We start from the raw sequence: 25,172 nt of genomic DNA, 5'->3' as shown, positions 1-25,172 counted from the left end.
CGACCGCAGCTGGCCTGATTGGGCGAGCCGCTGTGGACTGTTTGTCCGAGCAGTGATTCTGGTGATAAGCATAGGCTCGCGGCCGCGGCAGAGGATTGCGAAGATTGCTGAAATAAACATCGCTTGCGCAATTTTTAACCCTGGATAGATAATCCGCCGCAATAGATATCAGAAAGGCCTGATTCATGAGCAAACTCGACCGATACGACCTGAGCATTTTGGCGGAATTGCAGCGCGATGCCCGCATCTCCAACCAGGAACTCGCCGAACGCATCGGCCTGTCGCCCTCACCCTGCTCGCGACGGGTCAAGCAACTGGAAGATGACGGCTATATCACCCGCCAGGTAGCCCTGCTAGACCGCAAGATGCTGGGTCTGAGCCTGACGGCTTACGTATTGATCGGCATGGATAGGCATACGCCGGAGCGTTTCGAGAATTTCGAAGCCGCGATTCGGACCTTGCCGCAGGTGCTGGAATGCAGCCTGGTGACCGGGATGGATGCGGACTATCAGCTGAAAGTGGTGGTGCCGGACATGGATCACTATCAGAAACTGCTGCTGGGGCATTTGACCCGGATTGAAGGGGTGACCAGCGTGCGCTCCAGTTTTGTGCTGAATCAGGTGTTGAACAGCACCGAGTTGCCGTTGACCCACTTACGCAGTTGATCCTGTGGCGAGGGGATTTATCCCCGTTCCAGTGCGGAGCACTGGCCAAGGGTTTTAGGGCCGCTTCGCAACCCAGCGGGGATAAATCCCCTCGCCACAGGTGCCTTCAGACCAATAGCTGCGACACACTGCCGCAGGTCAATCCTCGCCCCGCCCTCCCTGCCGTATACTCGCCCCGCCCTTTTAGCCTCGCCCGCGCTGGAGATGTTCGATGGATCCTGCAATTTTCGAAGAGTGGATGATGACCGGACTGGTCAGCATCCTGATCATTTTCATGTGTTTCATCGTCTGGGATCTGGCGAAGAAGTCCCAGGCCGGGCGCTTTGGTTCGTTCATCCTGTTCTTTGTGCTGGGCCTGGGCGTGGGCGCATTCGTGATCAAAAGCGTAGTCATCGGCATGATCGAATCCGGCACTTTATAAGCGCGCTGGCACTTCTTTCCACTGGCCCTGATCGATTCCATCGAGCGTCCAGTCACCGATCCTGACCCGCACCAGACGCAAGGTCGGCAGCCCTACCGCCGCCGTCATTCGCCGAACCTGGCGGTTACGCCCCTCTCGGATCACCAGTTCCAGCCAGCTCGTTGGCACGCTTTTGCGAAAACGCACCGGCGGGTTGCGCGGCCACAGCTCGGGCTCATCCAGTTGCCGTGCTTGGGCAGGCAAGGTCATGCCGTCATTCAGCTCGACGCCCTCGCGCAGGCGCTGCAACTGCTCGGCGCTCGGCTCGCCTTCTACCTGCACCCAATAAGTCTTCGCCAGTTTGTGTTTGGGGTCGGCGATACGCGCCTGAAGCTGACCGTCGTTGGTGAGCAGCAGCAAGCCTTCGCTGTCACGGTCCAGGCGCCCGGCCGGGTAGATCCCCGGAATGTCGATGTAATCCTTGAGCGTCGCCCGCCCTTCACCGTCGCTGAACTGCGTCAGCACATCAAAAGGCTTATTGAACAGGATCAGTTTCGGCTCGGCCGGCGGCGCTTTGGCGACACGGCGCGGGGCTGAAGAGGCGGGTGATGGCTTCGCACCGGGGCGGCGCGAAACGGGTCGTTGAGGACGAGACATGAGCACAGGAACATCTAACGGTCAGGGCTGCCAATGCTAGTGCCCTGACCGTCAAATGACCATCGCGAATCAGCGGAACGGCGGCTCGTCAAAGCTGCGCAGTTTGCGCGAGTGCAGCGAGTTGAGCTCGGTGCGCAACAGGTCCACCGCTTCGATGCCGATCTTCAAGTGCTGGCTGACCGCTCGCTCGTAAAAGGCGTTGGCCGAACCTGGCAGCTTGATCTCGCTGTGCAACGGCTTATCAGAGACGCACAACAGCGTGCCGTATGGTACCCGCAACCGATAACCCTGGGCGGCAATGGTGCCGCTTTCCATATCCACCGCGACCGCGCGGGACAGGTTGATCAGTGGCCGTTCCTGCGCCCAGCGCAGTTCCCAGTTGCGGTCGTCGTACGTCAGCACAGTGCCGGTGCGCAGGCGTTTTTTCAGCTCGTCGCCCTTTTCGCCTGTGACGTTCGCCGCCGCTTGCTGCAAGGCCATTTGCACTTCGGCAAGGGCCGGGATCGGAATGTTGGGGGGGACCACGCGGTCGAGAATCCCGTCGCGGCGCATATAAGCGTGCGCCAATACGTAATCGCCGATGGTCTGCGACTGACGCAAGCCGCCGCAGTGCCCGATCATCAGCCAGCAATGCGGACGCAGCACGGCCAAATGGTCGGTGATGTTTTTGGCGTTGGAGGGGCCTACACCGATATTCACCAGCGTCACACCATGGCCGTCTTCAGCGATCAGGTGATAGGCCGGCATCTGATAACGATGCCAGACCACACCGGCTGCAATTGCCGAGGCCTCGCCATGGTCCATGCTCTTTTCAATGATGACGTTGCCCGGCAACACCATGCGCACGAAACGCGGGTCGCTGCGCAATTGCTCCAGACCATGCACGATGAACTGGTCGACATAGCGATGGTAGTTGGTCAGCAGAATCCACGGCTGCACATGACGCCAGTCGCTGCCGGTGTAATGCACCAACCGGCGCAAGGAAAAATCCACTCGCGCCGCATCGAACAGGGCCAGCGGCAGTGGATCGGTGTTTTCCCAATCGTACAGGCCATCGGCGATGCCGTCGGTGGCGGCGGACAGATCGGTACTCGGGAACACCCGCGCCAGCACGGCGGCGGTGACACCGGAACCGGCCAGCTCATCGCCCTGCTCGACCACATACGGATACGGAATATTTTGCTGACTGACGCCCACTTCGACGGTCACGGTGAAGTCGTGCATCAGCGGTACGAGTTGTTCCAGCAGGTATTTGCGGAAGGCCGCCGGGTGGGTCACGGTGACGCTGTAAGTGCCCGGCAACTGAACCTTGGCGTAAGCGCGAGTGGTTTGCGGGACCTCGCCCTGGCAGTGGTAGGTCAGGCGCAGTTCAGGATAACGAAACATCGCGCGCTGTTCGGCGTCCGGTTCGATGCGATCCTTGAGGTAACGCTTGAGCGCCTGATTCAGCGCAGTGGCTGCACGTTCGTGCAAAAGCGCAAGCCGGTCCACGGCTTGCTCGGCGGTTTGAACGACAATAAAAGCTTCGGTCACGATCAGCATCCTGTGTTCTGACTTGCAGAGCTTCATCTTGCCTGCAACATCGCTTCACGGGAACAGTGGCGTGTTGGTTGCAAACTGTTGACGTTACGCAGAAATAACCTGTGGGAGCGAGCCTGCTCGCGATAGCGGTCTGCCAGCAATACAATTGTTGAATGTAGAAACGGTATCGCTAGCAGGCTAGCTCCCACAGGGGAAGGGTGTGGGCTACATAAAGGGGGATGAGCGGGCAACGATTGCTTCCACCTGCAGCCCTCGCGGCAACGCGCCGTAAACACGTCCGCCCGCGCCGAGGCGGCTGGCGATGAAGGCGTCACTCACCGCCGAATTACCTGCTTCAAGCAAGAGCTTGGCCTGCAGCCCCAGCGCGATATCTTCAGTCAGCTGTCGCGCGCGGTATTGGATGTCGCCAGTGTCCTTGAACGCCGTGCGCAACTGGTCGATGTGCGCGGCCAGACGCCTGTCGCCATGCCCGTCGCCCAATTCGCTGAAGAGCACATCAAGCACGCCCGGCTCTTTTGACAAGGCGCGCAAGACATCGAGGCACTGCACATTGCCCGACCCTTCCCACGTTGAATTGACCGGCGCCTCGCGGTACAGCCGCGGCAGAATGCTGTCTTCCACGTAACCCGCGCCGCCCATGCATTCGGCCGCTTCGTTGATCATCGCGGGCGCACGCTTGCAGATCCAGTATTTGCCCACCGCCGTCACCAGGCGGGCAAATTTCGCTTCATGGGCGTCATCCAGATGATCCAGCGCGCGCCCCATGCGCAGGCTCAACGCCAACGCCGCTTCGCTCTCCAGCGCCAGATCGGCGAGCACGTTCTGCATCAATGGCTGATCGCTCAGCAGCTTGCCGCCGACGCTGCGATGGGCGCAGTGGTGACTGGCCTGGGTCAGCGCATGACGCATCAGAGAGCTGGAGCCGACCATGCAATCGAAGCGGGTCATGGCGACCATTTCGATAATGGTCGGAACGCCGCGCCCTTCTTCGCCGATCATCCACGCCAGCGCGCCACGAAACTCGACTTCGCTGGACGCATTGGAGCAATTGCCGAGTTTGTTTTTCAAGCGCTGGATGTAGAACTGATTGCGCGTGTCGTCCGGACGATGCCGCGGCAACAGGAAGCAAGTCAGGCCCTTGTCGGTCTGCGCCAGCGTCAGAAAGGCATCGCACATCGGCGCCGAACAGAACCACTTGTGGCCGACCAGTTCATACGCCTGACCCGGGCCGCTGGCGCCCACCGGATACGCCTTGGTGGTGTTGGCCCTCACGTCGGTGCCACCCTGCTTCTCGGTCATGGCCATGCCGATGGTGACACCAGCCTTGTGCGCCATGCCGACGTTGCGCGGATCGTACTCGGTGGCGAGGATTTTCGGCAGCCACTGCTCGGCCAGATCGGCCTGCAAGCGCACCGCCGGAACACTGGCGAAGGTCATGGTTAGCGGACAGCCACTGCCGGCTTCGGCCTGGCTGTGCAGATAGGTCATCGAGGCGCGGGCAACGTGCGCGCCGGCTTGCGGATGCGCCCAGGGCAGCGACGTCAAGCCGTGTTCGACGGCGGTGCGCATCAATTGGTGATAGGCCGGGTGAAATTCCACCAGGTCGATGCGATGGCCGTAGCGATCATGGCTGCTGAACACCGGTTTGTTCTGATTGGCCAGGAACCCTGCTTCCATCAGCGGTCCGCCGGCCAACGCACCGTAGGCATCGATCCGCGACTCGGCCCACCCGGCGCCAAAGCGTCGCGACCACTCCTGCAGCGGCAAGTCGATGCGGTACAGGTTGGTGCCGTCCAGCGATGGCGGCTGGTTGCTGACCTTGTGGGTTTCGGCGAACTGATGCAGGTTCATGACAGGGTTCCTCTGGTCGGCCAAGAGCTTCAGTTAAGCACCGCCCCGAGGCCGAACAAAGTGGCATACCTGCCTAACTGTCGGCGCTTTCGCCGTGTTTCGGACAGAGCACACGCCGGTGCAAGCCCGCCTGCAACTCTTCGAATTTCACCGGTTTATGCAGGTAGTCGATCAAGTCGCCGACGGCACAGCGCTCTCTATCGGCGTTGGCAGCCGCCACGAAAATCGGCAACTCGGCGCAAGCGGGCAACGCGCGAATCTGGCAGCAAAGAGACGGCCCGTTGTGCGCTGGCAACTGGCAATCGATCAGCACGGCATCGAAGGTTTCGCGTTGCAAATGATCGAGCGCGGTGTGCGCTTTGTCTGCCGTGCGCACGCGGAACCCCAGCTTGAGCAGCATCCCGCGCATTACCAATTGGTTAATGCTGCTGTCGTCCACCAACAATATTGTGCACTCCTGCGGTTGACGCATGCGCGGCACTTCGCGGATTGCCGATGGCACCGCCGGGCGTGCGACCACGGGCAGTTCAAACTCGACATCGAGCTGGAAGCGACTGCCGCTGCCGGGTTCGGAGCGATGCGTCATCTGCCCGCCGAGCAGCTCGACCAATTGCCTGCAAATCGCCAGCCCGACGCCCAGGCCGCCATGTTCACGGGTCATCGAACCGTCCAGCTGGAAGAAGCGTTGATACAGGTTCGCCTCGCCCAGATCAGTGAAGCCAATGCCCGTGTCGATCACGGCGAACGACAACGCCCAGCGGCCCGACTCCACCGATTTGCCGGTGACCTGCAGCACGACTGCGCCGACGCGGGTGAACTTGATCGCGTTGTCCAGCAGGCATTCCAGGCTTTGCGCGAGCCTTGCGCTGTCACCGTGCAGGCGATCCGGCAGCCCCGGCGCGACCTCGACCTTGAAGTCGAGACTTTTGCTCGACGCATTGCTTTCGAACTGTACGCGCAGTGCTTCGATCACGCTGCGCAGGCTGAAGGTCGAATTCGACACGCTGAGATTGCCAGCCTGCAATTCAGTCAGGGTCAGAATGCCGTTGACCATGCGCATCATGTCCCGCGCCGAACTGGCGGCGGTCTGCTGGTACTGCTCGAGTTCGGGGTTCAATTCGACGGTCTGCATCAGCTCCAGTGAACCGATGACACCGTTCATGGGCGTGCGCAGCTCGTGGGTCAGGGTCGCGAGGAATTCATCCTTCAACTTGTTGCTGTGCGCCAGCTGCTGATTGAGTGCTTCCAGTTTCTGACCGGCGTCGACCAGCGTCTGCGCCTGTTGCTCACGCATGGCGTTGATGCGATCGGCCAAGGCCAGGGACAGCAACGCGACCTCGATGGCCGAGCCAATCTGGCTGGAATACATGGTCATGAACACATTCGGCAGGTAACCCAGCACCATCAGCGTATTGACGATGCCGCCGAGTAAAAACGCCGACCAGGCAATGATGAAATACCGCGCCACCCGCAAGCCGCGCGACCAGACGAAAATGCCGGCGGCGAAAATCACCACGGTGAAGACCAGCGCCAGCGTGGTGGCCAGACGCAGCGCCAGGGCATAACTGGTCATCAACGATAAACCGACCACCAGCGCACCGAACACAAGCAATGCCAGCAGCAAGCGGTCAAGCCAGCGACTGTAGGTGGCCGTCTGCAGGAAACTGCGCGCGAACTGGCTGCCGAACAGGCCTGCGCAGCCGATGAAGAATGGCGTAGCCGCGTTGGCCCACCACGGGTTGTTTGGCCAGAAATACTGCACCGCTGCGCCGTTGACCGACAATTGATAGAGGCCGAATGAGGCGATGTAGAAAATGTAATAGAGATAACTGGTGTCGCGCACGCTCAGGTAGATGAACAGGTTGTAGACCAGCATCCCCAGCAACACGCCGTAAATCAGCCCCAACACGTACAGACGCAGCGGCTGTTCTTCGAGGAACGCGGTGCTCGACCACAAGGTCACCGGCGCCTGAATCGAGCCTTGGCTCTGCAGGCGCAGGAACAGCGTTTGTGTTTGTTCCGGGACGAAGTTCAGGTCGAACAGATAATTGTTCTGACGGATCTCACGACTGGCGAACGGCAAGGCGTCGCCGGTCTGGCTCGCCAATCGGTAGCCACCGGCAGCGGCGGACACGTACAAATCAAGGTGATCCAGGGGCGGATAAGCCAGTTCCAGCAACCACGCTCGCTGCGTTGCAGGGTTGCTTGGGCGGTACTTCAGATCGATTTTCAGCCAGAACGCCGAGCGTGAGTAGCCGGCGTTGAGCGTGTCCTTGTCGTGCGGCCTGAAGTGGCCGGCAGCGGCCTGCGCTCGCACATCGTCAAACGTCGCGTGACCTTCGACGTCTTCGAATACTTGCAGGAATTTACCCAAGGGGAGGCGTTGGGTGAATTCATCGAATTCGACTGCGCTCGCCATGAGGGGCAAACAAAACAGCAATATCAGCAAATAGCGCATTGAAGCCCCAGCGTGGCTTGTCCGGTTATCTCAAAAAGCCCCTCATTCCCTTTGAGCAGACACGAACCGGCGTAACCTGTTATTGATTTGGATCCACTCTAGCATAGCCGCTGATGGCCATTAAGCACCATTGAAATATTTCCTACAAAGGCTCTAGCACGGGCGTTCCAGTCAATTATGCAGGTGAAGATCTGTCACTGTATCGGCAGCCACGGGAGTTCCTGTAGTGGCCGGGGCAGCCTGCGTTCAGCACGCTCCACGTCATGACTCGCCAGTCGACTGGTGGTAAGCTCGCGCACCATGAATATCTACAGCTCTCGCCCTGTTGTCCTCTGTCTCTCCGGCCACGACCCCAGTGGTGGCGCCGGCTTGCAGGCAGATATCGAAGCCTTGCTTGCGCAGGGTTGTCACGCGGCTCCGGCCGTCACCGCCCTGACCGTGCAAGACACGGTCAATGTCACTGACTTCCGCGTCCTCGACCGTGAGTGGGTACTGGCTCAAGCCAATGCCGTGCTCAACGACTCCGAAGTCGCGGCAGTCAAACTGGGGATGCTCGGTTCGCTGGAGATGGTCGACACCGTGGTCGAACTGCTCTCGGCGCACCCGCATTTGCCGATGGTCTGTGACCCGGTGTTGCGTGCCGGTGGCGGCGGGCGACTGGGCAAGGACGAAGTCGGCTACGCCATGCGCGAACGCCTCCTGCCCTTGGCCATCATCGCCACCCCTAATCTCCCCGAAGCGCGCATCCTCGCCGAACTGCCGGAAGGCACCGCGGACGAGTGCGCCGAAAAACTTCTGCCGTACGTCAAACACCTGTTGATCACCGGCGGTCATGGTGATGAAGCAGAGATCCACAATCGCCTGTACAGCCGCGACGGTGCCCGTCAAACCTTTATCTGCCAACGTCTGCCCGGCAGTTATCACGGTTCCGGTTGCACCCTGGCGAGTGCGCTGGCCGGTCGTCTGGCGCAAGGTGAAAACCTCGTCAGCGCCGTGCAGACCGCGCTTAACTACACGTGGCGAACCCTGCGTGATGCAGAGCAACTGGGCAAAGGTCAGTTCGTACCACGCCGCCTGCCGCTGGATTTCTGTTCGTAACTTTTCATGCGTAAAGCGCAGAGGCTGGTCCGATGAAACTACGTGGCCTGTACGCCATTACCGACAGCCAGTTACTGGCCGGTAAATTTCTTTCGTACGTGGAAGCGGCGCTGGACGGCGGCGTCACGCTGCTGCAATACCGCGACAAAAGCAGCGACGAGGCCCGACGCCTGCGCGAGGCTGAAACCCTGCGCAACCTGTGCGAGCGCTACAAGACCCGCCTGATCATCAATGACGACGCCGAACTCGCCGCACGCCTGAACGTCGGCGTGCACCTGGGCCAGACCGATGGCCCATTGACGCCCGCCCGTGCGTTGCTCGGTCGCCAGGCGATTATCGGTTCGACGTGCCACGCACAACTCGAACTCGCCGAGCAGGCGGCCAAGGAAGGCGCAAGCTATGTCGCGTTCGGTCGCTTTTTCAATTCCAGCACCAAACCCGGCGCGCCCACCTGCAGTCTCGATCTGCTGGACCAGGCCAGAGCCAAACTGCACCTGCCGATCTGCGCGATTGGCGGCATCACCCTCGACAACGCGGCGCCGCTGGTGGCCCACGGGGTCGATTTACTCGCGGTAGTCCACGGCTTGTTCGGCGCCGAGAGCACCGCTGAAGTGACACGCCGTGCCCGCGCTTTTAACGAATTGTTCAAAATCTGATTTGAGAGCCCGATCATGTCTCGTTCCGAAACGCTGTTTGCCAATGCCCAGAAACACATCCCAGGTGGCGTGAATTCGCCGGTTCGCGCGTTCAAAAGCGTCGGCGGCACACCGCTGTTTTTCAAGCACGCTGAAGGCGCTTACGTCACCGACGAAGATGACAAGCGCTACGTCGATTACGTAGGCTCGTGGGGCCCGATGATCCTCGGCCACAGCCATCCCGAAGTGCTCGACGCGGTGCGCAAGCAGCTTGAGCACGGCCTGTCGTATGGCGCGCCGACCGAGATGGAAACCCAGATGGCAGACCTCGTCTGCTCGATCGTGCCGTCGATGGAAATGGTGCGAATGGTCAGCTCCGGCACCGAAGCAACCATGAGCGCGATTCGTCTGGCACGTGGTTTTACCGGCCGCGACAGCATCATCAAATTCGAAGGCTGCTACCACGGTCACTCCGACAGCCTGCTGGTCAAGGCCGGTTCCGGCGCACTGACCCAAGGTGTACCGAGTTCGGCCGGTGTGCCGGCGGCTTTCGCCAGACACACCCTGACCCTGCCCTTCAATGACATCGATGCGGTCGAAACCATGCTGGCCGAAGTTGGCCAGGAAGTGGCATGCATCATCGTCGAGCCAGTGGCCGGCAACATGAACTGCGTGCCCCCGGCGCCGGGTTTCCTCGAAGGCCTGCGCAGCCTCTGCGACAAGCACGGCGTGGTGCTGATTTTCGATGAAGTGATGACCGGTTTCCGAGTGGCACTTGGCGGAGCCCAGGCGCACTACGGCGTCACGCCGGACCTGAGCACATTCGGCAAGATCATCGGCGGCGGCATGCCGGTTGGTTGCTTTGGTGGCAAACGCGAAATCATGTCGCATATTGCACCACTGGGCCCCGTCTACCAGGCGGGCACCCTGTCGGGTAACCCGCTGGCAATGGCCGCCGGCTTGACCACGCTGCGTCTGATCAGCCGTCCGGGTTTCCACGATGAACTGACCGACTACACCAGCCGTCTGCTCGACGGCCTGCAGCAACGCGCCGATGCTGCCGGCATTCCGTTCGTGACGACCCAGGCCGGCGGCATGTTCGGCTTGTACTTCAGCGGAGCCGACGACATCGTGACCTTCGATGACGTGATGGGCAGCGATGCCAACCTGTTCAAGCGCTTCTTCCACTTGATGCTCGAAGGTGGCGTGTACCTGGCACCGAGTGCATTTGAAGCGGGTTTCACCTCCATTGCCCATGGCGATGCCGAGCTGAAACTGACACTGGACGCCGCCGAGCGCGCCTTCGCTGCCTTGAAATAAATGCCAGGCCGCTGACGTTGGCTACTGCCAGCGTCAGCATTTACTTACATCAAGGCTGTTACTCCCACTCTTCTGCCAATAATTACCCGCAAAGTGGGCGATATATTCCCCACGCAGCAGAAAAACGAGTAAAGACTTTGTAAGGTTGGCCCTGCTTATTTCATAATGCGCGCTTATTGGATCCCCCTTGTTGGGTCCGCGCGCCCTTCAGAGGTAAGTCGATTCCCATGAACCGCACCGGCCGCACCCTTGCATTGGGCTGCCTGTTGCTCCTTCAGCCCCTGCTCGCGCTCGCACAGGCAGGCGGCAACTCGTTGTTAATCCCAGCGATGGGTCGCTGCACCCTCAATACCCAGCCGCAAGATCTGGCACAGGCACTTGCTGCCTGTCAGAAAGCCTCGGATGAAGGGGATGCACAAGCGCAATACGAGTTGGGTGAGTTCTACTACGACGGCAAAAATGCGCCGCGCGACCTCAATCAGGCTCTGGCCTATTTCGAAAAAGCTTCACTGCAGGGTCACGCCCAGGCGCAGTTCAAGCTCGGCAGCATGTTTTTCCATGGCGAAGGCGTACCGGCCAATAATGTTCAGGCGTACATCGTGCTGAAGATGGCGGCGGTGAATGGCGCGGAAGATGCGCTGGATACGGCGGACGAAGTGGCGGAGAAAATGCCTCGCGAAGAGCTGGAAGTCGCGACTCAAGTGCTGGGGCAGATCTTTCGTAAATACCTGATGGAATTGCAGAGTGCCGATGGGCGCACGCCGTTTGCGCCGCTTCCCTGAAGGAGCGGTCCATTGTAGTGATGGGCAAGCATGTGGCGAGGGAGCTTGCTCCCGCTCGGCTGCGAAGCAGTCGTAAAGTCAGTGCACGCGGTCTGCCTGGAAGTTAGCGGAGGCTGATTCAGGGCCGCTTCGCAGCCCAGCGGGAGCAAGCTCCCTTGCCACTATAAGCTCCCTTGCCACAACAAGCTCACTAGCCAGTCAATCCGCGGCCTACTTCTCAGGCATCGGCATCGGAAACGGCATCACATTACCGACCGCGCCGCGGGCTTCGCTGATTTTCGGTGTGCCCAGACGCTCGACTTCATCGATGCGAACAATCGAATGCATCGGCACAAAACTGCGCACCACGCCTTCGAACTGCGCCTTGAGCTTCTCTTCGCTCGGGTCCACGACCACTTGCGTGCGCTCGCCAAAGACGAACTCTTCCACTTCCAGAAAACCCCACAAATCACTTTGATAGATCTGCTTGGCATACATTTCGTACACCTGGCCCTGGTTGAGGAAAATCACCTTATAGATTGGAGCTTCACGTTTGGTCATGGTGGGCGAGCAACACATCGGGGGATAAAAATGAGGGCGCGAACTATAGCATAGCCACCGGACGCACAGCGGTAGGAACCTTGGACCATGTTCCCTATAATGCGCGGTTCTTTGAATCACGTGATGACTGTATCCATGGCCAAGAAGCTTTACATCGAAACCCACGGTTGCCAAATGAACGAGTACGACAGCTCGCGCATGGTCGATCTGCTGGGTGAACATCAGGCCCTGGAAGTCACCGCCCGCGCTGAAGACGCCGACGTGATCCTGCTCAACACCTGCTCCATCCGCGAACGCGCCCAAGACCGGGTGTATTCCCAGCTCGGTCGCTGGCGCGAACTGAAACTGGCCAACCCGGACATGGTGATTGCCGTCGGCGGTTGCGTGGCCAGCCAGGAAGGCGCAGCCATCCGCGATCGCGCACCGTATGTCGATGTGGTGTTCGGCCCGCAAACCCTGCATCGCCTGCCGGAAATGATCGACGCCGCCCGCGCCACCAAACTGCCGCAAGTCGACGTATCGTTCCCGGAAATCGAAAAATTCGACCATCTGCCAGAGCCGCGCATCGACGGCCCGAGCGCTTACGTGTCGGTCATGGAAGGTTGCAGCAAATACTGCACGTTCTGCGTGGTGCCTTACACCCGTGGCGAAGAAGTCAGCCGACCGTTCGATGACGTGATTGCCGAGATCATTCACCTGGCCGAAAACGGCGTGCGCGAAGTGACGTTGCTGGGGCAGAACGTCAACGGCTATCGCGGCGCCACGCACGAAGGTCGCCTGGCTGATCTTGCCGAGCTGATTCGCGTGGTCGCCGCCGTCGATGGCATCGACCGCATTCGCTACACCACCTCGCACCCGCTGGAATTTTCCGACAGCCTGATCCAGGCCCACGCCGACGTACCGGAGCTGGTCAAGCACCTGCACTTGCCGGTGCAGTCGGGTTCGGACCGGATTCTCTCGGCGATGAAGCGCAACCACACCGCGCTGGAATACAAATCCAAACTGCGCAAACTGCGTGCGGCCGTGCCGGGCATCTGCATCAGTTCGGACTTCATCGTGGGCTTCCCGGGCGAGACCGAGAAGGACTTCGAACAGACCATGAAGTTGATCGAAGACGTCGGTTTCGACTTCTCCTACTCGTTCGTCTACAGCCAGCGCCCGGGCACGCCGGCGGCAGATCTGGCCGACGAGACGCCGGAATCGCTGAAGAAGGAACGCCTGAACGCGCTGCAACACCGCCTGAATCAGCAAGGTTTCGAAATCAGCCGACAAATGGTCGGCTCCGTTCAGCGGATTCTGGTGACCGATTACTCGAAAAAGGACCCTGGCGAACTGCAGGGCCGGACCGAGAACAACCGCATCGTCAACTTCCGCTGCGACAACCCGACCCTGATCGGCCAGTTCGCCGACGTGCACATCGATGCCGCGCAACCGCACTCGCTGCGGGGGTCGTTGATCCCGTAACACCTGAATACACTGTGATAGAGAGCATTTGTGGCGAGGGAGCTTGCTCCCGCTCGGTCGCGGAGCAACCGCCAACCAGACATTTCAGTCCTCCAGAAAAAATCGCGGCTGAGAGATTTGGGAGCGCTCCGCACTCCAGCGGGAGCAAGCTCCCTCGCCACAGGTAATCAAGTGAGACTGTTTTAAGAGCTTTCGCACCCGCCTCACTGGCGTTATCCTTGATTTCATCTTAATTGCCCCAGGGCGGCTAAATACGACCTTGAACGCACCCATAGAACCACATCGTTTTCTCCTCGAGCCTTTTGAAGCTCGCCGCTTCGCCAATCTGTGCGGGCAATTCGACGAGCATCTGCGCTTGATCGAACAGCGCCTGACCATCGAAATCCGCAACCGCGGAAACCAGTTCGAACTGATCGGCGACCCCAAACACACCACCTCCGCGGAAAACCTTCTGCGCCGCTTGTACCGGGAAACCAAAGGTACCGAGCTGTCGCCGGATACGGTTCACCTGTTCCTGCAGGAATCGGCCGTCGCAGAGCTGGACAACGTGTCGCCCTCCGAACCCTCCGTCGCCCTGCGCACCAAAAAAGGCATGATTCGCCCGCGCGGCTTGAATCAGCTGCGCTACGTGAAGGAAGTGCTCGGTAACGACATCAACTTCGGCATCGGTCCGGCCGGTACCGGCAAGACGTATCTGGCCGTTGCCTGCGCCGTCGATGCGCTGGAACGCGAGCAGATTCGCCGTATTCTGCTGGTCCGTCCGGCGGTTGAAGCGGGTGAAAAGCTCGGCTTCCTGCCCGGTGATCTGTCGCAGAAGATCGACCCGTACCTGCGCCCGCTCTACGACGCACTTTACGAAATGCTCGGCTTCGAACACGTGGCCAAGCTGATCGAGCGCCAAGTCATCGAAGTGGCTCCGCTGGCGTATATGCGCGGCCGCACGCTGAACAACAGTTTCATCATTCTCGACGAAAGCCAGAACACCACCGTCGAGCAGATGAAGATGTTCCTGACCCGTATCGGCTTCGGCTCCACTGCGGTCATCACCGGTGACATCACCCAGGTCGACCTGCCGAAAGGCACCAAATCCGGGCTGCACCATGTGATCGAAGTACTCAAAGACGTACCGGGCATCAGTTTCACCCACTTCCAGCCCAAGGACGTGGTGCGACATCCACTGGTGCAGCGCATCGTCGAAGCCTATGAGCGTTTCGAGAATCCCGTGGCCGATCCAGCGCCCAAGGACAACAACCGCGATGCTTGAGCTCGATCTGCAACTGGCCACTGAAGCTGCCGTGCCTAGCGAAGCCGAGTTCCGCCAATGGTGTGAACTCGCGCTACGCCAGCGCACTGCCGACTCCGAGATGACCATTCGTCTAGTCGATGAAGCCGAAGCCCGTGAGCTGAATCACACCTGGCGACAGAAAGATTACGCCACCAACGTCCTGTCGTTCCCTGCTGACGTGCCTGATGAGTTTCTCGACATTCCACTGCTGGGCGATCTGGTGATCTGCGTGGCAGTGGTCGAGCGCGAAGCGGCCGAGCAAGGCAAGGAAGCGAAGGCACATTGGGCACATCTGGTGATGCACGGCTGTTTGCATTTGCTCGGCTACGACCATATAGATGACGACGAAGCCGAAGAAATGGAAGCGCTGGAACGTTCGTTGCTAGCGGAGTTGGGCTACCCCGACCCGTACGCGGACGATGAAACTGACACTACCCCTATCGTTACAACAAAGGATTCAGAGTAATCGCTATGAGCGAAGATCGATCGAGCAACGGGCAAAAGTCATGGCTGGGTAAACTCACCCAGGCGTTTGCCCACGAGCCGAAAAACCGCCAGGAGCTGCTGGAGCTGCTGCGCGATGCACACCAGAACAAACTGTTGGACAGCGAAGCGCTGGCCATCGTCGAAGGCGCTATCCAGGTTGCCGACCTGCAAGTTCGGGACATCATGGTCCCGCGTTCGCAGATGATCAGCATCAAAGCGACCCAGACACCTCGCGAATTCCTTCCGGCCGTGGTCGATTCGGCGCACTCCCGTTACCCGGTCATCGGCGAAAGCCACGATGACGTGATGGGCGTTTTGCTGGCCAAGGATCTACTACCGCTGATCCTCAAAGAAAACGGCGACAGCTTCAACATCAAGGATCTGCTGCGTCCGGCCACGTTTGTGCCCGAGTCCAAGCGCCTGAATGTGCTGCTGCGCGAGTTTCGCGCCAATCATAATCACATGGCCATCGTCATCGACGAATACGGCGGCGTGGCCGGTCTGGTAACGATCGAAGACGTGCTGGAACAGATCGTCGGCGATATCGAAGACGAGCATGACGTCGAAGAAGACAGCTACATCAAGCCGCTACCCAGCGGCGACTTCCTTGTGAAGGCGCTGACGCCGATCGAGAATTTCAACGAGTTCTTCGACAGCGAATTCTCCAACGACGAATTCGATACCGTAGGTGGTCTGGTGATGAGCGCCTTTGGGCATTTGCCTAAACGCAACGAAATCACTGAAATCGGCCCCTATCGCTTCCGCATTCTGAACGCCGACAGCCGTAGGATTCACTTGCTGCGCCTGACACCGATCGCTCGATAAAAAACCAAGGATAGAAATGCGCTGGATAACCCGCCCCGGCTGGCCCGGTAATCTGCTGGCCGTGGCGGCCGGTGCAATCACCACTCTGGCGCTCGCGCCGTTCGATTTCTGGCCACTGGCATTGCTAGCGGTTGGCTTGTTCTATGCCGGCTTGCGCGAGCTGAGCCCGCGTCAGGCGCTGGGCCGCGGCTGGTGTTTTGGTTTTGGCCTGTTCGGCGCCGGAACCAGCTGGATTTATTACAGCATTCATAACTTCGGCGGCGCGTCGGTGTTGTTGGCCGGTTTCCTGATGCTGCTGTTTACCGCCGCCATCGCCTGGTTCTTCGCCCTGCCCGCCTGGCTCTGGGCGCGCTGGTTGCGCCGCAACGAAGCACCGCTGGCCGATGCGCTGGCGTTTGCGGCGTTATGGGTCGGCCAGGAAGCATTTCGTGGCTGGTTCCTGACCGGTTTCCCGTGGCTCTATTCCGGCTACAGCCAGCTTGACGGCCCATTGGCAGGACTGGCGCCGGTGGGCGGAATGTGGCTGATTTCCTTCACGCTAGCGTTGACGGCCGCACTGATCTTCAACGCTTCACGATTGGTGCGTACGGGTCGCAAAGGTTTCATCGCGGCGGGCGTCTTGCTCCTTGCCGGCCCTTGGATAACCGGTATCGCGCTCAAGGAACACGCATGGACCAGCCCATCGGGTGCTCCGCTAAGCGTTGCGGCAATTCAGGGCAATATCGAACAAAGCATGAAGTGGGACCCGGCGCAGCTTAACGCGCAACTGGCGCTGTACCGCGACATGAGCTTCAGTTCCAAACGTGTCGATCTGCTGATCTGGCCAGAAACCGCTGTTCCGGTGCTCAAGGAGTCCGCTGAGGGCTACCTGAACATGATGGGGAATTTCGCCGCCGAGCGTAACAGCGCGCTGATAACCGGCGTTCCGATCCGCCAGGAACACAACCATCAGAAGCGTTTCTTCAATGGCATTACGGTGACCGGTGAAGGCGAAGGCACTTACCTCAAACAGAAACTGGTGCCGTTCGGTGAATACGTGCCGCTGCAGGATGTGTTGCGCGGCCTGATCGCCTTCTTTGATCTGCCGATGTCGGACTTCGCTCGCGGCCCGGCCGATCAAGCGATGCTGCAAGCCAAGGGCTATCAGATTGCGCCGTTCATTTGCTACGAGGTGGTGTACCCGGAATTCGCCGCCGGCCTGGCCGCCCGCAGCGATCTGTTGCTGACCATCAGCAATGACACCTGGTTCGGCACCTCCATCGGGCCGCTGCAACATTTGCAGATGGCGCAGATGCGTGCTCTTGAGGCCGGCCGCTGGATGATTCGTGCCACCAATAACGGCGTGACCGGCCTGATCAATCCATTCGGGCAGATCACCGCGCAGATCCCGCAGTTCGAACAGGGCATCCTCTACGGTGAAGTGGTGCCGATGCACAACCTCACGCCGTATCTCGAGTGGCGCTCGTGGCCGTTGATTATTGTCTGCGTATTGCTGTTCGGCTGGGCGCTGGTGTCTAACCGGATGGCCAAGACGGTTTAGATGATCGGGTGCGACTGAAAAGATCGCAGCCTCGTTTCACTCGACAGCTACAGAAGTGGCGCAATTCCTGTAGGGGCTGTCGAGTCAAACGAGGCTGCGATCTTTTGACCTTCAGCGGTAAAACAACCAATACCCGACCTGCCCTACCGCCTCATTGATCAACTGCCCACTGCGCCGGACCGATTTGGCGTCAGGTATCCAGCCGCCCAACGGCTCGGCGTTGCCCACACTCAAAAACCCCATCGGTGCCGGCACCACTTCGAACCCTGCCTGCTGGAAACTCCAGACCGAGCGCGACATGTGCCATGCCTGCGTCACCACGACCACGCGCTTGATGCCTTGCGGCAGTAATATCTCGGCACTGAACTGCGCATTTTCCCACGTGGTGCGGCTGCGCTCTTCCTGCCAGCGTACGGGGACGCCGAAATCCTCACGCAACGAGTCTGCCATCAGCCGCGCCTCACTCGGCGGCGTGCCGTAGTGCAAACCACCCGTAGTGAGAATTGGTAAACCGGAAGCTTTGGCGAGGCGCGCGGCATAACGCTCGCGATCCAGTGCGACATCAGTGGGCTGATCGCTGCCCCAAGCGGGGTCCCCGCGCTCACGGCCCGATCCGAGCACGATGATCGCATCGGCACGCTGCGCCAAAGTCGCCCATTCGTCGCGACTCAGCGGCGGATCACGTTCAAGCGCTTTGGCGCCCCACTCCACCGCAATCGGCAGACTCATCAGCCAGAAGCCGCCAAAGCCCAGCGCGAAGCAGACGCCTGCAAGGCGCGGGCGGGATCGGCGAAACCACCAGGCCAGCGCCAGCAGCAACAACAAAATGCCAGGCGGCATCAGCAGGTGTTTAACGAAATAACGAAAAGGCATCGAGCATCTCCAGAAGATGCCCGAAGCCTAAGTGGGTTGATGCAAGGCGACAACAGATGTGCAACAACTGTGCAGAATAAAACCACTGATTACGGTTTCAGAAGCCCTGGCCTGAATTGCACAGACCGGGCTTTGACTGCATCCCTGCCGGACTGCTTGTCCTTGAGCCAGATGATCTTGGCCGAACGTGGTGCGTCGAGTTGCTTCAAGGCCTGCGACAAGCATCCCTGTGTTTCACGTTCACTGCGATCGAGATAAGCCCTGACCAGCTCAAACTCTGCGGCGCTCAGGCCACGCAACTCCAGCTCCAAGGGGCGTTCGTCACGCAGCCGTCCAGCCGTTTTTGCCGCATCCAGGGCCATGCCCAAACGATCAATCAGTCTTTCGTACAGCTCCGGTTTTGTAGCTTTTCGCTGTGACTCCACCATCCCTCACCTCATTGAAGATAACTCTCGCTCCCCATTTAGAGCTTAGCTTCCATCAACAAACCGGCTGAGTGCCGCGACCAACGGCCCTTGCGGCAGATATCCAGGGACCTGCGGCGCTAATCAGGGTTTCCCTCGGTAGAGTGCGGTCATGTATGCTACGGCGCTTCCTGTAACTCCACTTCCAGCTCGCCTGGGCAGCGAAACGCCAATTTGGCGTGATCAGCGTCCAGCGTCGCATTGAAGAGGATTAGGCCACCCCTATTCAGTTCAAAAGTAGCCATGCACGAACAATATCAGCCCCGTGAAATCGAAGCCGCCGCCCAGTCGTTCTGGGACGAGCAAAAGTCCTTTGAAGTCAGTGAACAGCCAGGCAAGGAGACGTTCTACTGCCTGTCGATGTTCCCTTACCCCAGCGGCAAGCTACACATGGGGCATGTGCGTAACTACACCATCGGCGACGTGATCTCACGCTATCAGCGCATGCTCGGCAAAAACGTTCTGCAACCCATGGGTTGGGACGCCTTCGGCATGCCGGCGGAAAACGCCGCGATGAAGAACAACGTAGCGCCCGCCAAATGGACCTACGAAAACATCGCCTACATGAAAACCCAGCTGCGCAGCCTGGGCCTGGCGGTGGACTGGTCGCGCGAAGTGACTACCTGCAAGCCCGACTACTACCGCTGGGAACAATGGCTGTTCACTCGCCTGTTCGAAAAAGGTGTGATCTACAAGAAGAGCGGCACCGTGAACTGGGACCCGGTCGACCAGACCGTCCTGGCCAACGAGCAAGTGATCGACGGCCGCGGCTGGCGTTCGGGCGCGCTGATCGAGAAGCGCGAAATCCCGATGTACTACTTCAAGATCACCGCTTACGCGGATGAGTTGCTGGAGAGCCTGGATGAGTTGACTGGCTGGCCTGAACAGGTCAAGACCATGCAGCGCAACTGGATCGGCAAATCCCGCGGCATGGAAGTGCAGTTCCCGTACAACGTCGATTCAATCGGCAAAAGCGGCGCACTGAAAGTCTTCACCACCCGTCCGGATACTCTGATGGGCGCGACCTACGTTGCGGTGGCCGCCGAACACCCGCTGGCCACCCTGGCCGCACAAAAGAGTCCTGAGCTGCAAGCGTTCATTGCTGAATGCAAGGGCGGCAGTGTTGCTGAAGCCGACGTCGCCACTCAAGAGAAAAAAGGCCTGCCGACGTCCTTGTTCGTCGAACACCCGCTGACCGGCGAGAAGCTGCCGGTGTGGGTCGCCAACTATGTGCTGATGCATTATGGCGACGGCGCGGTAATGGCCGTGCCGGCGCACGACGAGCGCGATTTCGAGTTTGCGACCAAATACAACCTGCCGATCAAGTCCGTAGTGCGCACCAGTTCCGGTGAAAGCAACCCGGCACCGTGGCAGGACGCGTACGGCGAACACGGCACGCTGATCAATTCCGGCGAGTTCGACGGCCTCGATTTCGTCGGTGCATTCGACGCCATGGAAGTCGCACTGATCAAGAAAAACCTCGGTGCTTCGCGCACCCAGTTCCGCTTGCGCGACTGGGGCATCAGCCGTCAACGCTACTGGGGCTGCCCGATCCCGATCATTCACTGCCAGACCTGCGGTGATGTACCGGTTCCGGAAGACCAGTTGCCCGTCGTGCTGCCCGAAGACGTCGTGCCGGACGGCGCCGGTTCGCCACTGGCGCGCATGCCCGAGTTCTACGAGTGCCAGTGCCCGAAATGCGGCGCGCCGGCCAAGCGTGAAACCGACACCATGGACACCTTCGTCGAGTCCTCGTGGTATTACGCTCGCTACGCCTCGCCGCACTATGAAGGTGGCCTGGTGGAAAAATCCGCGGCCGACCACTGGCTGCCGGTCGATCAATACATCGGCGGCATCGAACACGCGATTCTTCACCTGCTTTACGCGCGCTTCTTCCACAAGTTGATGCGCGACGAAGGCTTGGTGAGCTCAAACGAACCGTTCAAGAATCTGCTGACCCAAGGCATGGTGATCGCCGAGACTTACTATCGTCGCGAAGCCAACGGCGCCTACACGTGGTTCAACCCGGCAGACGTCGAACTCGAGCGCGACAGCAAGGCGAAGGTCATCAGCGCGAAGCTGATCTCCGACGGCTTGCCGGTGGAAATCGGTGGCACCGAGAAGATGGCGAAATCGAAGAACAACGGCGTTGACCCACAGTCGATGATCGATCAGTTCGGCGCGGACACTTGCCGCCTGTTCATGATGTTCGCCTCGCCTCCCGACATGAGCGCGGAATGGTCCGACTCCGGAGTGGAAGGTTCACACCGCTTCCTCAAGCGCGTCTGGCGTCTGGCGCAAGCGCACGTCACTCAGGGCCTGCCGGGCACTTTGAACGTCGCGGGTCTGAACGATGAGCAAAAAGCCGTTCGCCGCTCGATCCATCAGGCCATCAAGCAGGCCAGCCATGACGTCGGCCAGAACCACAAATTCAACACCGCCGTCGCTCAGGTGATGACGTTGATGAACGTGCTGGAAAAAGCTTCGCAAGCCACCGGGCAGGATCGCGCACTGATTCACGAAGGTCTGGAGAGCGTGGTCTTGCTGCTGGCACCGATTACGCCGCACATCAGCCATGAGCTGTGGAAGCAACTTGGCCACGCTGAGCCGGTGATCGACGCAGGCTGGCCGGTGCTGGATGAGAGCGCTCTGGTTCAGGACACCCTGCAGCTTGTCATCCAGGTAAATGGCAAGCTGCGCGGCCAGATCGAAATGCCGGCCAGCGCCAGCCGCGAAGAAGTCGAAGCGGCCGCACGGGCCAACGAGAACGTGCTGCGCTTCGTCGACGGTCTGACTATTCGCAAGGTGATCGTAGTGCCCGGGAAACTGGTCAATATCGTCGCCAGCTAATTGGAGCAGGCGCCAGGTAATGCCTGGCGCCGAGTAAAACCTTTCGGGCCGCACGGTCGGCCCACCTGGTTTCAAGGGGAGCAACAAGATGATCAAACGCAATTTGCTGGTGATGGGCCTTGCAGTCCTGTTGAGCGCCTGCGGTTTCCAGCTGCGCGGTACCGGCACCACCGAACTGGCGATCAAGGACCTCGACCTGAGCGCCCGTAACGCCTACGGCGAAACCGTGACCCAGCTGCGCCAGATGCTCGAAGGCAGCGGTGTCAAGGTTTACACCGGCGCGCCTTATAAGCTGGTGCTGACCGATGAGCAGGAATCCCAGCGCATCCTCAGTTACGCCGGCGCCGGTCGTACTGGCGAGTACCAGGTGAGCACGGTGCTCAGCTATGACATCCGTGGCGAGAGCAATCTGCCCCTGTTGAGCGACAAGCTGGAAGTGCAGAAAGTCTTTATCCACGACGGCAACAACCTGGTGGGTTCCGACCAGGAAGCCACCGACGTGCGCAAGCAAATCCGTCGTGAGCTGATCCAGCGCATGATGCTGCGCTTGCAGCAGTTGACGCCGACTCAGCTGGACCAATTGCAGCAAACTGCCGCAGCCCGGGCCAAAGCCGACGCCGACGCCCTTGAAGCTGCGCAGAAGGCTGAAGCGGAAACCCCGCGTCAGTCGCCTGTCGAACTGCCTCAGCAGTAAGACTTGCGGGGCGCTCAGGCGCCCCGCTTGCCCTCTCTTATGAAACTCGCCCCCGCCCAACTCGGCAAACACCTGCAGGGCGCACTCGCGCCGGTCTATATCATCAGCGGCGATGACCCGCTGTTGTGCCAGGAAGCCGCCGACGCCATTCGCACCGCCGCCCGCCAGCAGGGCTTCGACGAACGCCAGGTCTTTGCCGCCGACGCCAGTTTCGACTGGGGCACGCTGTTGCAGGCCGGGGCAAGCATGTCGCTGTTCGCTGAAAAACGCCTGCTGGAGCTGCGTCTGCCGTCTGGCAAACCGGGTGACAAAGGTGCTGCGGCCTTCATCGAATACTGTTCGCGGCCGGCTGAAGACACGTTGCTGCTCATCAGCCTGCCGAAGCTCGATGGCAGTGCGCAGAAAACCAAATGGGGCAAGGCGCTGGTCGAAGGTCAGCAAACTCAGTTCGTGCAGATCTGGCCGGTCGACGCCAACCAGCTGCCGAGCTGGATCCGCCAGCGACTGTCCCAGGCAGGGCTCTCTGCCAGTCAGGACGCGGTGGAGTTGATTGCCGCGCGGGTCGAAGGCAACCTGCTGGCCGCCGCTCAGGAAATCGAGAAGCTCAAGCTGATGGCCGAAGGTGGCCAGATAACCGTCGAAACCGTGCAGGCGGCGGTGGCCGACAGTGCGCGCTTCGATGTCTTCGGCCTGACTGACGCGATCCTTAATGGCGAAGCAGCGCATGCTCTGCGCATGCTTGAGGGGTTGCGCGGTGAAGGCGTCGAGCCACCGGTGATCCTCTGGGCGCTGGCACGGGAGCTGCGACTGCTGGCCAACCTGTCGCTGCAATACAGCCAGGGTGTGCCGCTGGATAAAGCTTTCAGCTCGGCCCGCCCCCCGGTCTGGGATAAGCGCAAGCCGCTGATGAGCAAAGCCCTGCAACGATATTCAGCGCCACGCTGGGCGCAGTTGCTGCTGGAAGCTCAGCGCATCGATGCGCAGATCAAGGGGCAAGCGGCGGGTTCGCCATGGATGAGCTTGAGCCGGTTGGCGCTGTTGATGGCCGGCCAGCGATTGTCATTGCCCGCTGAATAAGAGGCTGCGATTTTTTTGCCTTACAAAACCTACCCGCATGTGTCCTATAGACAGACACCACAGTTCGGCAGATCATTTCCCCCGTAAAAACCCACTCAATCGAGAGACCCGCTCATGAGCAAAAAGCCATCCAGAAATGGCCCCAACAAGGCCAAATCCATCATCGCCCAGCCACTGTTCCGCAGCCGACAGGAACGCGCCGGCAAGGGCAAAGGCAGCTACCGCCGCGAAGCCTTCCAGTCTGACAACCGGGAGGCTTCTTACTTTCTGGCGGCCTGAAAGGCAAGCCATCGCGCAACATGTTAAGGTCTGCACCTGATCCGTATTCCCTGGACCCGTGCATGCCCTTTTGTATTTCTCGTCGTTGGCCCCTGCGCCAACTGATTGCAGCCTCCAGCCTAGTTCTGCTTGTCGCCTGCGCGGAGAAACCAACCGCCGCCGACGCCCAACCTCTAAAGACACTTCCCGTCGCGACAGCTCCTGCGGTGATTCCTCCCGTGGTGCCAACCGGTGACGACCTCAATCTGCAGCCGACCCAGACTTTCGCCGAATGGCAGGCCGGTTTCCGTAAGGACGCTTTGGCCGCCGGTATTCGTGCCGACTTGTTCGATCGCGCGTTTGCCAATGTCAGCATTGACAACAGCGTGATTCGTGCCGACCGCAGCCAGCCGGAATTTTCCCGGCCGGTCTGGGAATACCTCGACGGTGCGTTATCGCCGTTGCGGGTGCGCAAAGGTCAGGCGCTGGTCAGCCAGTATGCCGACATCCTGCAAAGCATCGAGCAGCGCTATGGTGTCGATCGCCAGGCGCTCGTATCGGTGTGGGGCATGGAGAGCAATTTCGGCCAGTTCCAGGGCAGCAAGTCGGTCATCAATTCCCTTGCGACGCTGGCGTATGAAGGCCGGCGCCCGGGCTTTGCCCATGCGCAATTGATCGCCGCCCTGCAGATTCTGCAACAGGGTGACATCGAGCCCGAGAAGATGCTGGGTTCCTGGGCCGGAGCGATGGGGCAAACCCAATTCATCCCGACCACCTACAACACCCACGCCGTGGATTTCGATGGCGACGGCCGCCGCGACATCTGGGGCAGCCCCGCCGATGCACTGGCGTCGACCGCGCACTATCTGCAGAGCTCCGGCTGGCAGCGTGGCCAACCCTGGGGCTTCGAGGTGCAACTGGCGAGTGGCTTCGATTACGTGCTGGCCGACGGCGCGGTTCGCAAGAGTGTCGCCGAGTGGCGCCAACTGGGTGTGACGCTGCCCAATGGTGCCCAGCCTCCCGCCGGGTCGGAAAACCTCTCCGCTGCGCTGCTGCTGCCAGCGGGTCATCGCGGCCCGGCGTTTTTGGTCCTCGACAACTTCCGCGCGATTCTCAAGTACAACAATTCGTCGTCCTATGCCTTGGCGGTGAGCCTGCTGTCCGAGCGTTTCAGCGGCGGCGGTTTGATCAGTGGCTCATGGCCAAAAGATGATATGCCGCTGAGTCGCACCGAGCGTATCGAGCTGCAAACCCTCCTGAGCGCTCAGCAGTACGACGCGGGCACCGCCGATGGCATCATTGGCGCCAACACGCGCAAAGCGATCCGTAGCGCGCAGCAATCGTTCGGCTGGCCGGCGGATGGTTATCCGACGCATAAGTTGCTGGAAGGCCTTCGCAACCGCTAAAA

At 60.1% G+C, this 25,172-nt stretch carries 23 protein-coding genes; 16 read left to right on the top strand and 7 right to left on the bottom strand.

The window, feature by feature from the left end; all coding sequences use genetic code 11:
• The first annotated feature begins 185 nt into the window (after nt 1-185).
• Entirely contained in the window at nt 186-665 is a 480-nt protein-coding gene (locus ACYZTS_RS10810; RefSeq protein ID WP_007894448.1) for an Lrp/AsnC family transcriptional regulator, read from the top strand.
• Nucleotides 666-876: 211 nt separating this feature from the next.
• Nucleotides 877-1,086, top strand: a complete 210-nt coding sequence (locus tag ACYZTS_RS10805; RefSeq protein WP_028620797.1) for a DUF2788 domain-containing protein — start codon at nt 877-879, stop codon at nt 1,084-1,086.
• On the opposite strand, the gene ACYZTS_RS10800 is transcribed toward ACYZTS_RS10805, so the two are convergent.
• The 4 genes from ACYZTS_RS10800 to ACYZTS_RS10785 all read right to left on the bottom strand — a co-directional run bounded on the left by ACYZTS_RS10800 (nt 1,081) and on the right by ACYZTS_RS10785 (nt 7,573).
• Nucleotides 1,081-1,722, bottom strand: a complete 642-nt coding sequence (locus ACYZTS_RS10800) for a pseudouridine synthase (RefSeq protein WP_461995794.1) — start codon at nt 1,720-1,722, stop codon at nt 1,081-1,083. The two genes, ACYZTS_RS10805 and ACYZTS_RS10800, sit on opposite strands and share 6 nt — an antisense overlap.
• Before the next feature lie 69 nt (nt 1,723-1,791).
• On the bottom strand, nt 1,792-3,291 hold the full coding sequence (gene amn / locus ACYZTS_RS10795; protein ID WP_461995792.1) for an AMP nucleosidase: 1,500 nt from the start codon (nt 3,289-3,291) through the stop codon (nt 1,792-1,794).
• A 177-nt stretch (nt 3,292-3,468) separates the two neighbouring features.
• The gene (locus ACYZTS_RS10790) at nt 3,469-5,115 is read right to left on the bottom strand and encodes an acyl-CoA dehydrogenase family protein (RefSeq protein WP_461995791.1); all 1,647 of its coding nucleotides are present in this window, start codon (nt 5,113-5,115) and stop codon (nt 3,469-3,471) included.
• A 73-nt stretch (nt 5,116-5,188) separates the two neighbouring features.
• Nucleotides 5,189-7,573 (bottom strand): hybrid sensor histidine kinase/response regulator, encoded by a 2,385-nt coding sequence (locus ACYZTS_RS10785; RefSeq protein WP_461995789.1) that lies wholly within the window; start codon nt 7,571-7,573, stop codon nt 5,189-5,191.
• Nucleotides 7,574-7,873: 300 nt separating this feature from the next.
• On the opposite strand from ACYZTS_RS10785, the gene ACYZTS_RS10780 reads away from it, so the two are divergent.
• From ACYZTS_RS10780 to ACYZTS_RS10765, 4 genes are all read left to right on the top strand, one after another.
• Nucleotides 7,874-8,671, top strand: a complete 798-nt coding sequence (locus ACYZTS_RS10780; protein ID WP_028620802.1) for a hydroxymethylpyrimidine/phosphomethylpyrimidine kinase — start codon at nt 7,874-7,876, stop codon at nt 8,669-8,671.
• Nucleotides 8,672-8,703: 32 nt separating this feature from the next.
• Nucleotides 8,704-9,327, top strand: a complete 624-nt coding sequence (thiE, locus tag ACYZTS_RS10775) for a thiamine phosphate synthase (RefSeq protein WP_028620803.1) — start codon at nt 8,704-8,706, stop codon at nt 9,325-9,327.
• A gap of 15 nt (nt 9,328-9,342) precedes the next feature.
• The gene (gene hemL / locus ACYZTS_RS10770; RefSeq protein ID WP_461995786.1) at nt 9,343-10,626 is read left to right on the top strand and encodes a glutamate-1-semialdehyde 2,1-aminomutase; all 1,284 of its coding nucleotides are present in this window, start codon (nt 9,343-9,345) and stop codon (nt 10,624-10,626) included.
• A gap of 227 nt (nt 10,627-10,853) precedes the next feature.
• Nucleotides 10,854-11,408, top strand: coding sequence for a tetratricopeptide repeat protein (locus ACYZTS_RS10765; protein WP_028620805.1), 555 nt, complete (start codon nt 10,854-10,856; stop codon nt 11,406-11,408).
• Between the two features lie 210 nt (nt 11,409-11,618).
• On the opposite strand, the gene ACYZTS_RS10760 is transcribed toward ACYZTS_RS10765, so the two are convergent.
• On the bottom strand, nt 11,619-11,948 hold the full coding sequence (locus tag ACYZTS_RS10760; protein ID WP_007894425.1) for a DUF1820 family protein: 330 nt from the start codon (nt 11,946-11,948) through the stop codon (nt 11,619-11,621).
• A 135-nt stretch (nt 11,949-12,083) separates the two neighbouring features.
• Between ACYZTS_RS10760 and miaB the strand changes: the two genes are divergently transcribed.
• The 5 genes from miaB to lnt all read left to right on the top strand — a co-directional run bounded on the left by miaB (nt 12,084) and on the right by lnt (nt 17,548).
• Complete coding sequence (gene miaB, locus ACYZTS_RS10755; RefSeq protein WP_461995785.1) at nt 12,084-13,412, top strand: tRNA (N6-isopentenyl adenosine(37)-C2)-methylthiotransferase MiaB; 1,329 nt, start codon at nt 12,084-12,086, stop codon at nt 13,410-13,412.
• Nucleotides 13,413-13,671: 259 nt separating this feature from the next.
• Nucleotides 13,672-14,676, top strand: coding sequence for a PhoH family protein (locus ACYZTS_RS10750; RefSeq protein WP_461995783.1), 1,005 nt, complete (start codon nt 13,672-13,674; stop codon nt 14,674-14,676).
• Nucleotides 14,669-15,163 carry an rRNA maturation RNase YbeY gene (gene ybeY / locus ACYZTS_RS10745; RefSeq protein WP_461995781.1) on the top strand — a complete coding sequence of 165 codons (495 nt, stop codon included), beginning with the start codon at nt 14,669-14,671 and terminating at the stop codon, nt 15,161-15,163. Before ACYZTS_RS10750 ends, ybeY begins: the two co-directional genes overlap by 8 nt.
• A 5-nt stretch (nt 15,164-15,168) precedes the next feature.
• Nucleotides 15,169-16,008 carry an HlyC/CorC family transporter gene (locus tag ACYZTS_RS10740; protein ID WP_017340984.1) on the top strand — a complete coding sequence of 280 codons (840 nt, stop codon included), beginning with the start codon at nt 15,169-15,171 and terminating at the stop codon, nt 16,006-16,008.
• A gap of 16 nt (nt 16,009-16,024) precedes the next feature.
• Nucleotides 16,025-17,548 carry an apolipoprotein N-acyltransferase gene (gene lnt, locus ACYZTS_RS10735; protein WP_461995779.1) on the top strand — a complete coding sequence of 508 codons (1,524 nt, stop codon included), beginning with the start codon at nt 16,025-16,027 and terminating at the stop codon, nt 17,546-17,548.
• A 111-nt stretch (nt 17,549-17,659) separates the two neighbouring features.
• Here the strand turns inward: lnt and ACYZTS_RS10730 are convergent, their stop codons facing one another.
• Nucleotides 17,660-18,421: a YdcF family protein gene (locus ACYZTS_RS10730; protein WP_028623828.1), complete on the bottom strand. Its 762-nt coding sequence runs from the start codon at nt 18,419-18,421 to the stop codon at nt 17,660-17,662.
• A gap of 89 nt (nt 18,422-18,510) precedes the next feature.
• A complete protein-coding gene (locus ACYZTS_RS10725; protein WP_028623827.1) occupies nt 18,511-18,849 on the bottom strand; it encodes a hypothetical protein in 339 nt (112 codons plus the stop codon).
• Nucleotides 18,850-19,128: 279 nt separating this feature from the next.
• On the opposite strand from ACYZTS_RS10725, the gene leuS reads away from it, so the two are divergent.
• From leuS to ACYZTS_RS10700, 5 genes are all read left to right on the top strand, one after another.
• Nucleotides 19,129-21,735, top strand: a complete 2,607-nt coding sequence (gene leuS, locus ACYZTS_RS10720) for a leucine--tRNA ligase (RefSeq protein WP_028623826.1) — start codon at nt 19,129-19,131, stop codon at nt 21,733-21,735.
• A gap of 88 nt (nt 21,736-21,823) precedes the next feature.
• Nucleotides 21,824-22,429, top strand: a complete 606-nt coding sequence (locus ACYZTS_RS10715; protein ID WP_028623825.1) for an LPS-assembly lipoprotein LptE — start codon at nt 21,824-21,826, stop codon at nt 22,427-22,429.
• Between the two features lie 39 nt (nt 22,430-22,468).
• Nucleotides 22,469-23,506, top strand: a complete 1,038-nt coding sequence (holA, locus tag ACYZTS_RS10710) for a DNA polymerase III subunit delta (protein WP_461996401.1) — start codon at nt 22,469-22,471, stop codon at nt 23,504-23,506.
• Nucleotides 23,507-23,620: 114 nt separating this feature from the next.
• The gene (arfA, locus tag ACYZTS_RS10705; protein WP_461995777.1) at nt 23,621-23,785 is read left to right on the top strand and encodes an alternative ribosome rescue factor ArfA; all 165 of its coding nucleotides are present in this window, start codon (nt 23,621-23,623) and stop codon (nt 23,783-23,785) included.
• Between the two features lie 62 nt (nt 23,786-23,847).
• Nucleotides 23,848-25,170: a lytic murein transglycosylase gene (locus ACYZTS_RS10700; protein ID WP_461995776.1), complete on the top strand. Its 1,323-nt coding sequence runs from the start codon at nt 23,848-23,850 to the stop codon at nt 25,168-25,170.
• Nucleotides 25,171-25,172: the final 2 nt, after the last annotated feature.

This window comes from Pseudomonas sp. TMB3-21, assembly GCF_054898145.1.
This window is presented reverse-complemented; position numbering and strand designations above follow the sequence as displayed.

What these genes read in the sequence shown, in the direction of transcription:
- thiE (WP_028620803.1), top strand. Translation starts at nt 8,704, where the DNA reads ATGAAACTACGTGGCCTGTACGCCATTACCGACAGCCAGTTACTGGCC.
- ACYZTS_RS10800 (WP_461995794.1), bottom strand. Translation starts at nt 1,722, where the DNA reads ATGTCTCGTCCTCAACGACCCGTTTCGCGCCGCCCCGGTGCGAAGCCA.
- ACYZTS_RS10805 (WP_028620797.1), top strand. Translation starts at nt 877, where the DNA reads ATGGATCCTGCAATTTTCGAAGAGTGGATGATGACCGGACTGGTCAGC.
- ACYZTS_RS10760 (WP_007894425.1), bottom strand. Translation starts at nt 11,948, where the DNA reads ATGACCAAACGTGAAGCTCCAATCTATAAGGTGATTTTCCTCAACCAG.
- leuS (WP_028623826.1), top strand. Translation starts at nt 19,129, where the DNA reads ATGCACGAACAATATCAGCCCCGTGAAATCGAAGCCGCCGCCCAGTCG.
- ACYZTS_RS10780 (WP_028620802.1), top strand. Translation starts at nt 7,874, where the DNA reads ATGAATATCTACAGCTCTCGCCCTGTTGTCCTCTGTCTCTCCGGCCAC.
- ACYZTS_RS10715 (WP_028623825.1), top strand. Translation starts at nt 21,824, where the DNA reads ATGATCAAACGCAATTTGCTGGTGATGGGCCTTGCAGTCCTGTTGAGC.
- ACYZTS_RS10700 (WP_461995776.1), top strand. Translation starts at nt 23,848, where the DNA reads ATGCCCTTTTGTATTTCTCGTCGTTGGCCCCTGCGCCAACTGATTGCA.
- holA (WP_461996401.1), top strand. Translation starts at nt 22,469, where the DNA reads ATGAAACTCGCCCCCGCCCAACTCGGCAAACACCTGCAGGGCGCACTC.
- arfA (WP_461995777.1), top strand. Translation starts at nt 23,621, where the DNA reads ATGAGCAAAAAGCCATCCAGAAATGGCCCCAACAAGGCCAAATCCATC.
- ACYZTS_RS10765 (WP_028620805.1), top strand. Translation starts at nt 10,854, where the DNA reads ATGAACCGCACCGGCCGCACCCTTGCATTGGGCTGCCTGTTGCTCCTT.
- ACYZTS_RS10785 (WP_461995789.1), bottom strand. Translation starts at nt 7,573, where the DNA reads ATGCGCTATTTGCTGATATTGCTGTTTTGTTTGCCCCTCATGGCGAGC.
- ACYZTS_RS10810 (WP_007894448.1), top strand. Translation starts at nt 186, where the DNA reads ATGAGCAAACTCGACCGATACGACCTGAGCATTTTGGCGGAATTGCAG.
- amn (WP_461995792.1), bottom strand. Translation starts at nt 3,291, where the DNA reads ATGAAGCTCTGCAAGTCAGAACACAGGATGCTGATCGTGACCGAAGCT.
- ACYZTS_RS10790 (WP_461995791.1), bottom strand. Translation starts at nt 5,115, where the DNA reads ATGAACCTGCATCAGTTCGCCGAAACCCACAAGGTCAGCAACCAGCCG.
- ACYZTS_RS10725 (WP_028623827.1), bottom strand. Translation starts at nt 18,849, where the DNA reads ATGGTGGAGTCACAGCGAAAAGCTACAAAACCGGAGCTGTACGAAAGA.
- miaB (WP_461995785.1), top strand. Translation starts at nt 12,084, where the DNA reads ATGGCCAAGAAGCTTTACATCGAAACCCACGGTTGCCAAATGAACGAG.
- lnt (WP_461995779.1), top strand. Translation starts at nt 16,025, where the DNA reads ATGCGCTGGATAACCCGCCCCGGCTGGCCCGGTAATCTGCTGGCCGTG.
- ACYZTS_RS10740 (WP_017340984.1), top strand. Translation starts at nt 15,169, where the DNA reads ATGAGCGAAGATCGATCGAGCAACGGGCAAAAGTCATGGCTGGGTAAA.
- ybeY (WP_461995781.1), top strand. Translation starts at nt 14,669, where the DNA reads ATGCTTGAGCTCGATCTGCAACTGGCCACTGAAGCTGCCGTGCCTAGC.
- hemL (WP_461995786.1), top strand. Translation starts at nt 9,343, where the DNA reads ATGTCTCGTTCCGAAACGCTGTTTGCCAATGCCCAGAAACACATCCCA.
- ACYZTS_RS10730 (WP_028623828.1), bottom strand. Translation starts at nt 18,421, where the DNA reads ATGCCTTTTCGTTATTTCGTTAAACACCTGCTGATGCCGCCTGGCATT.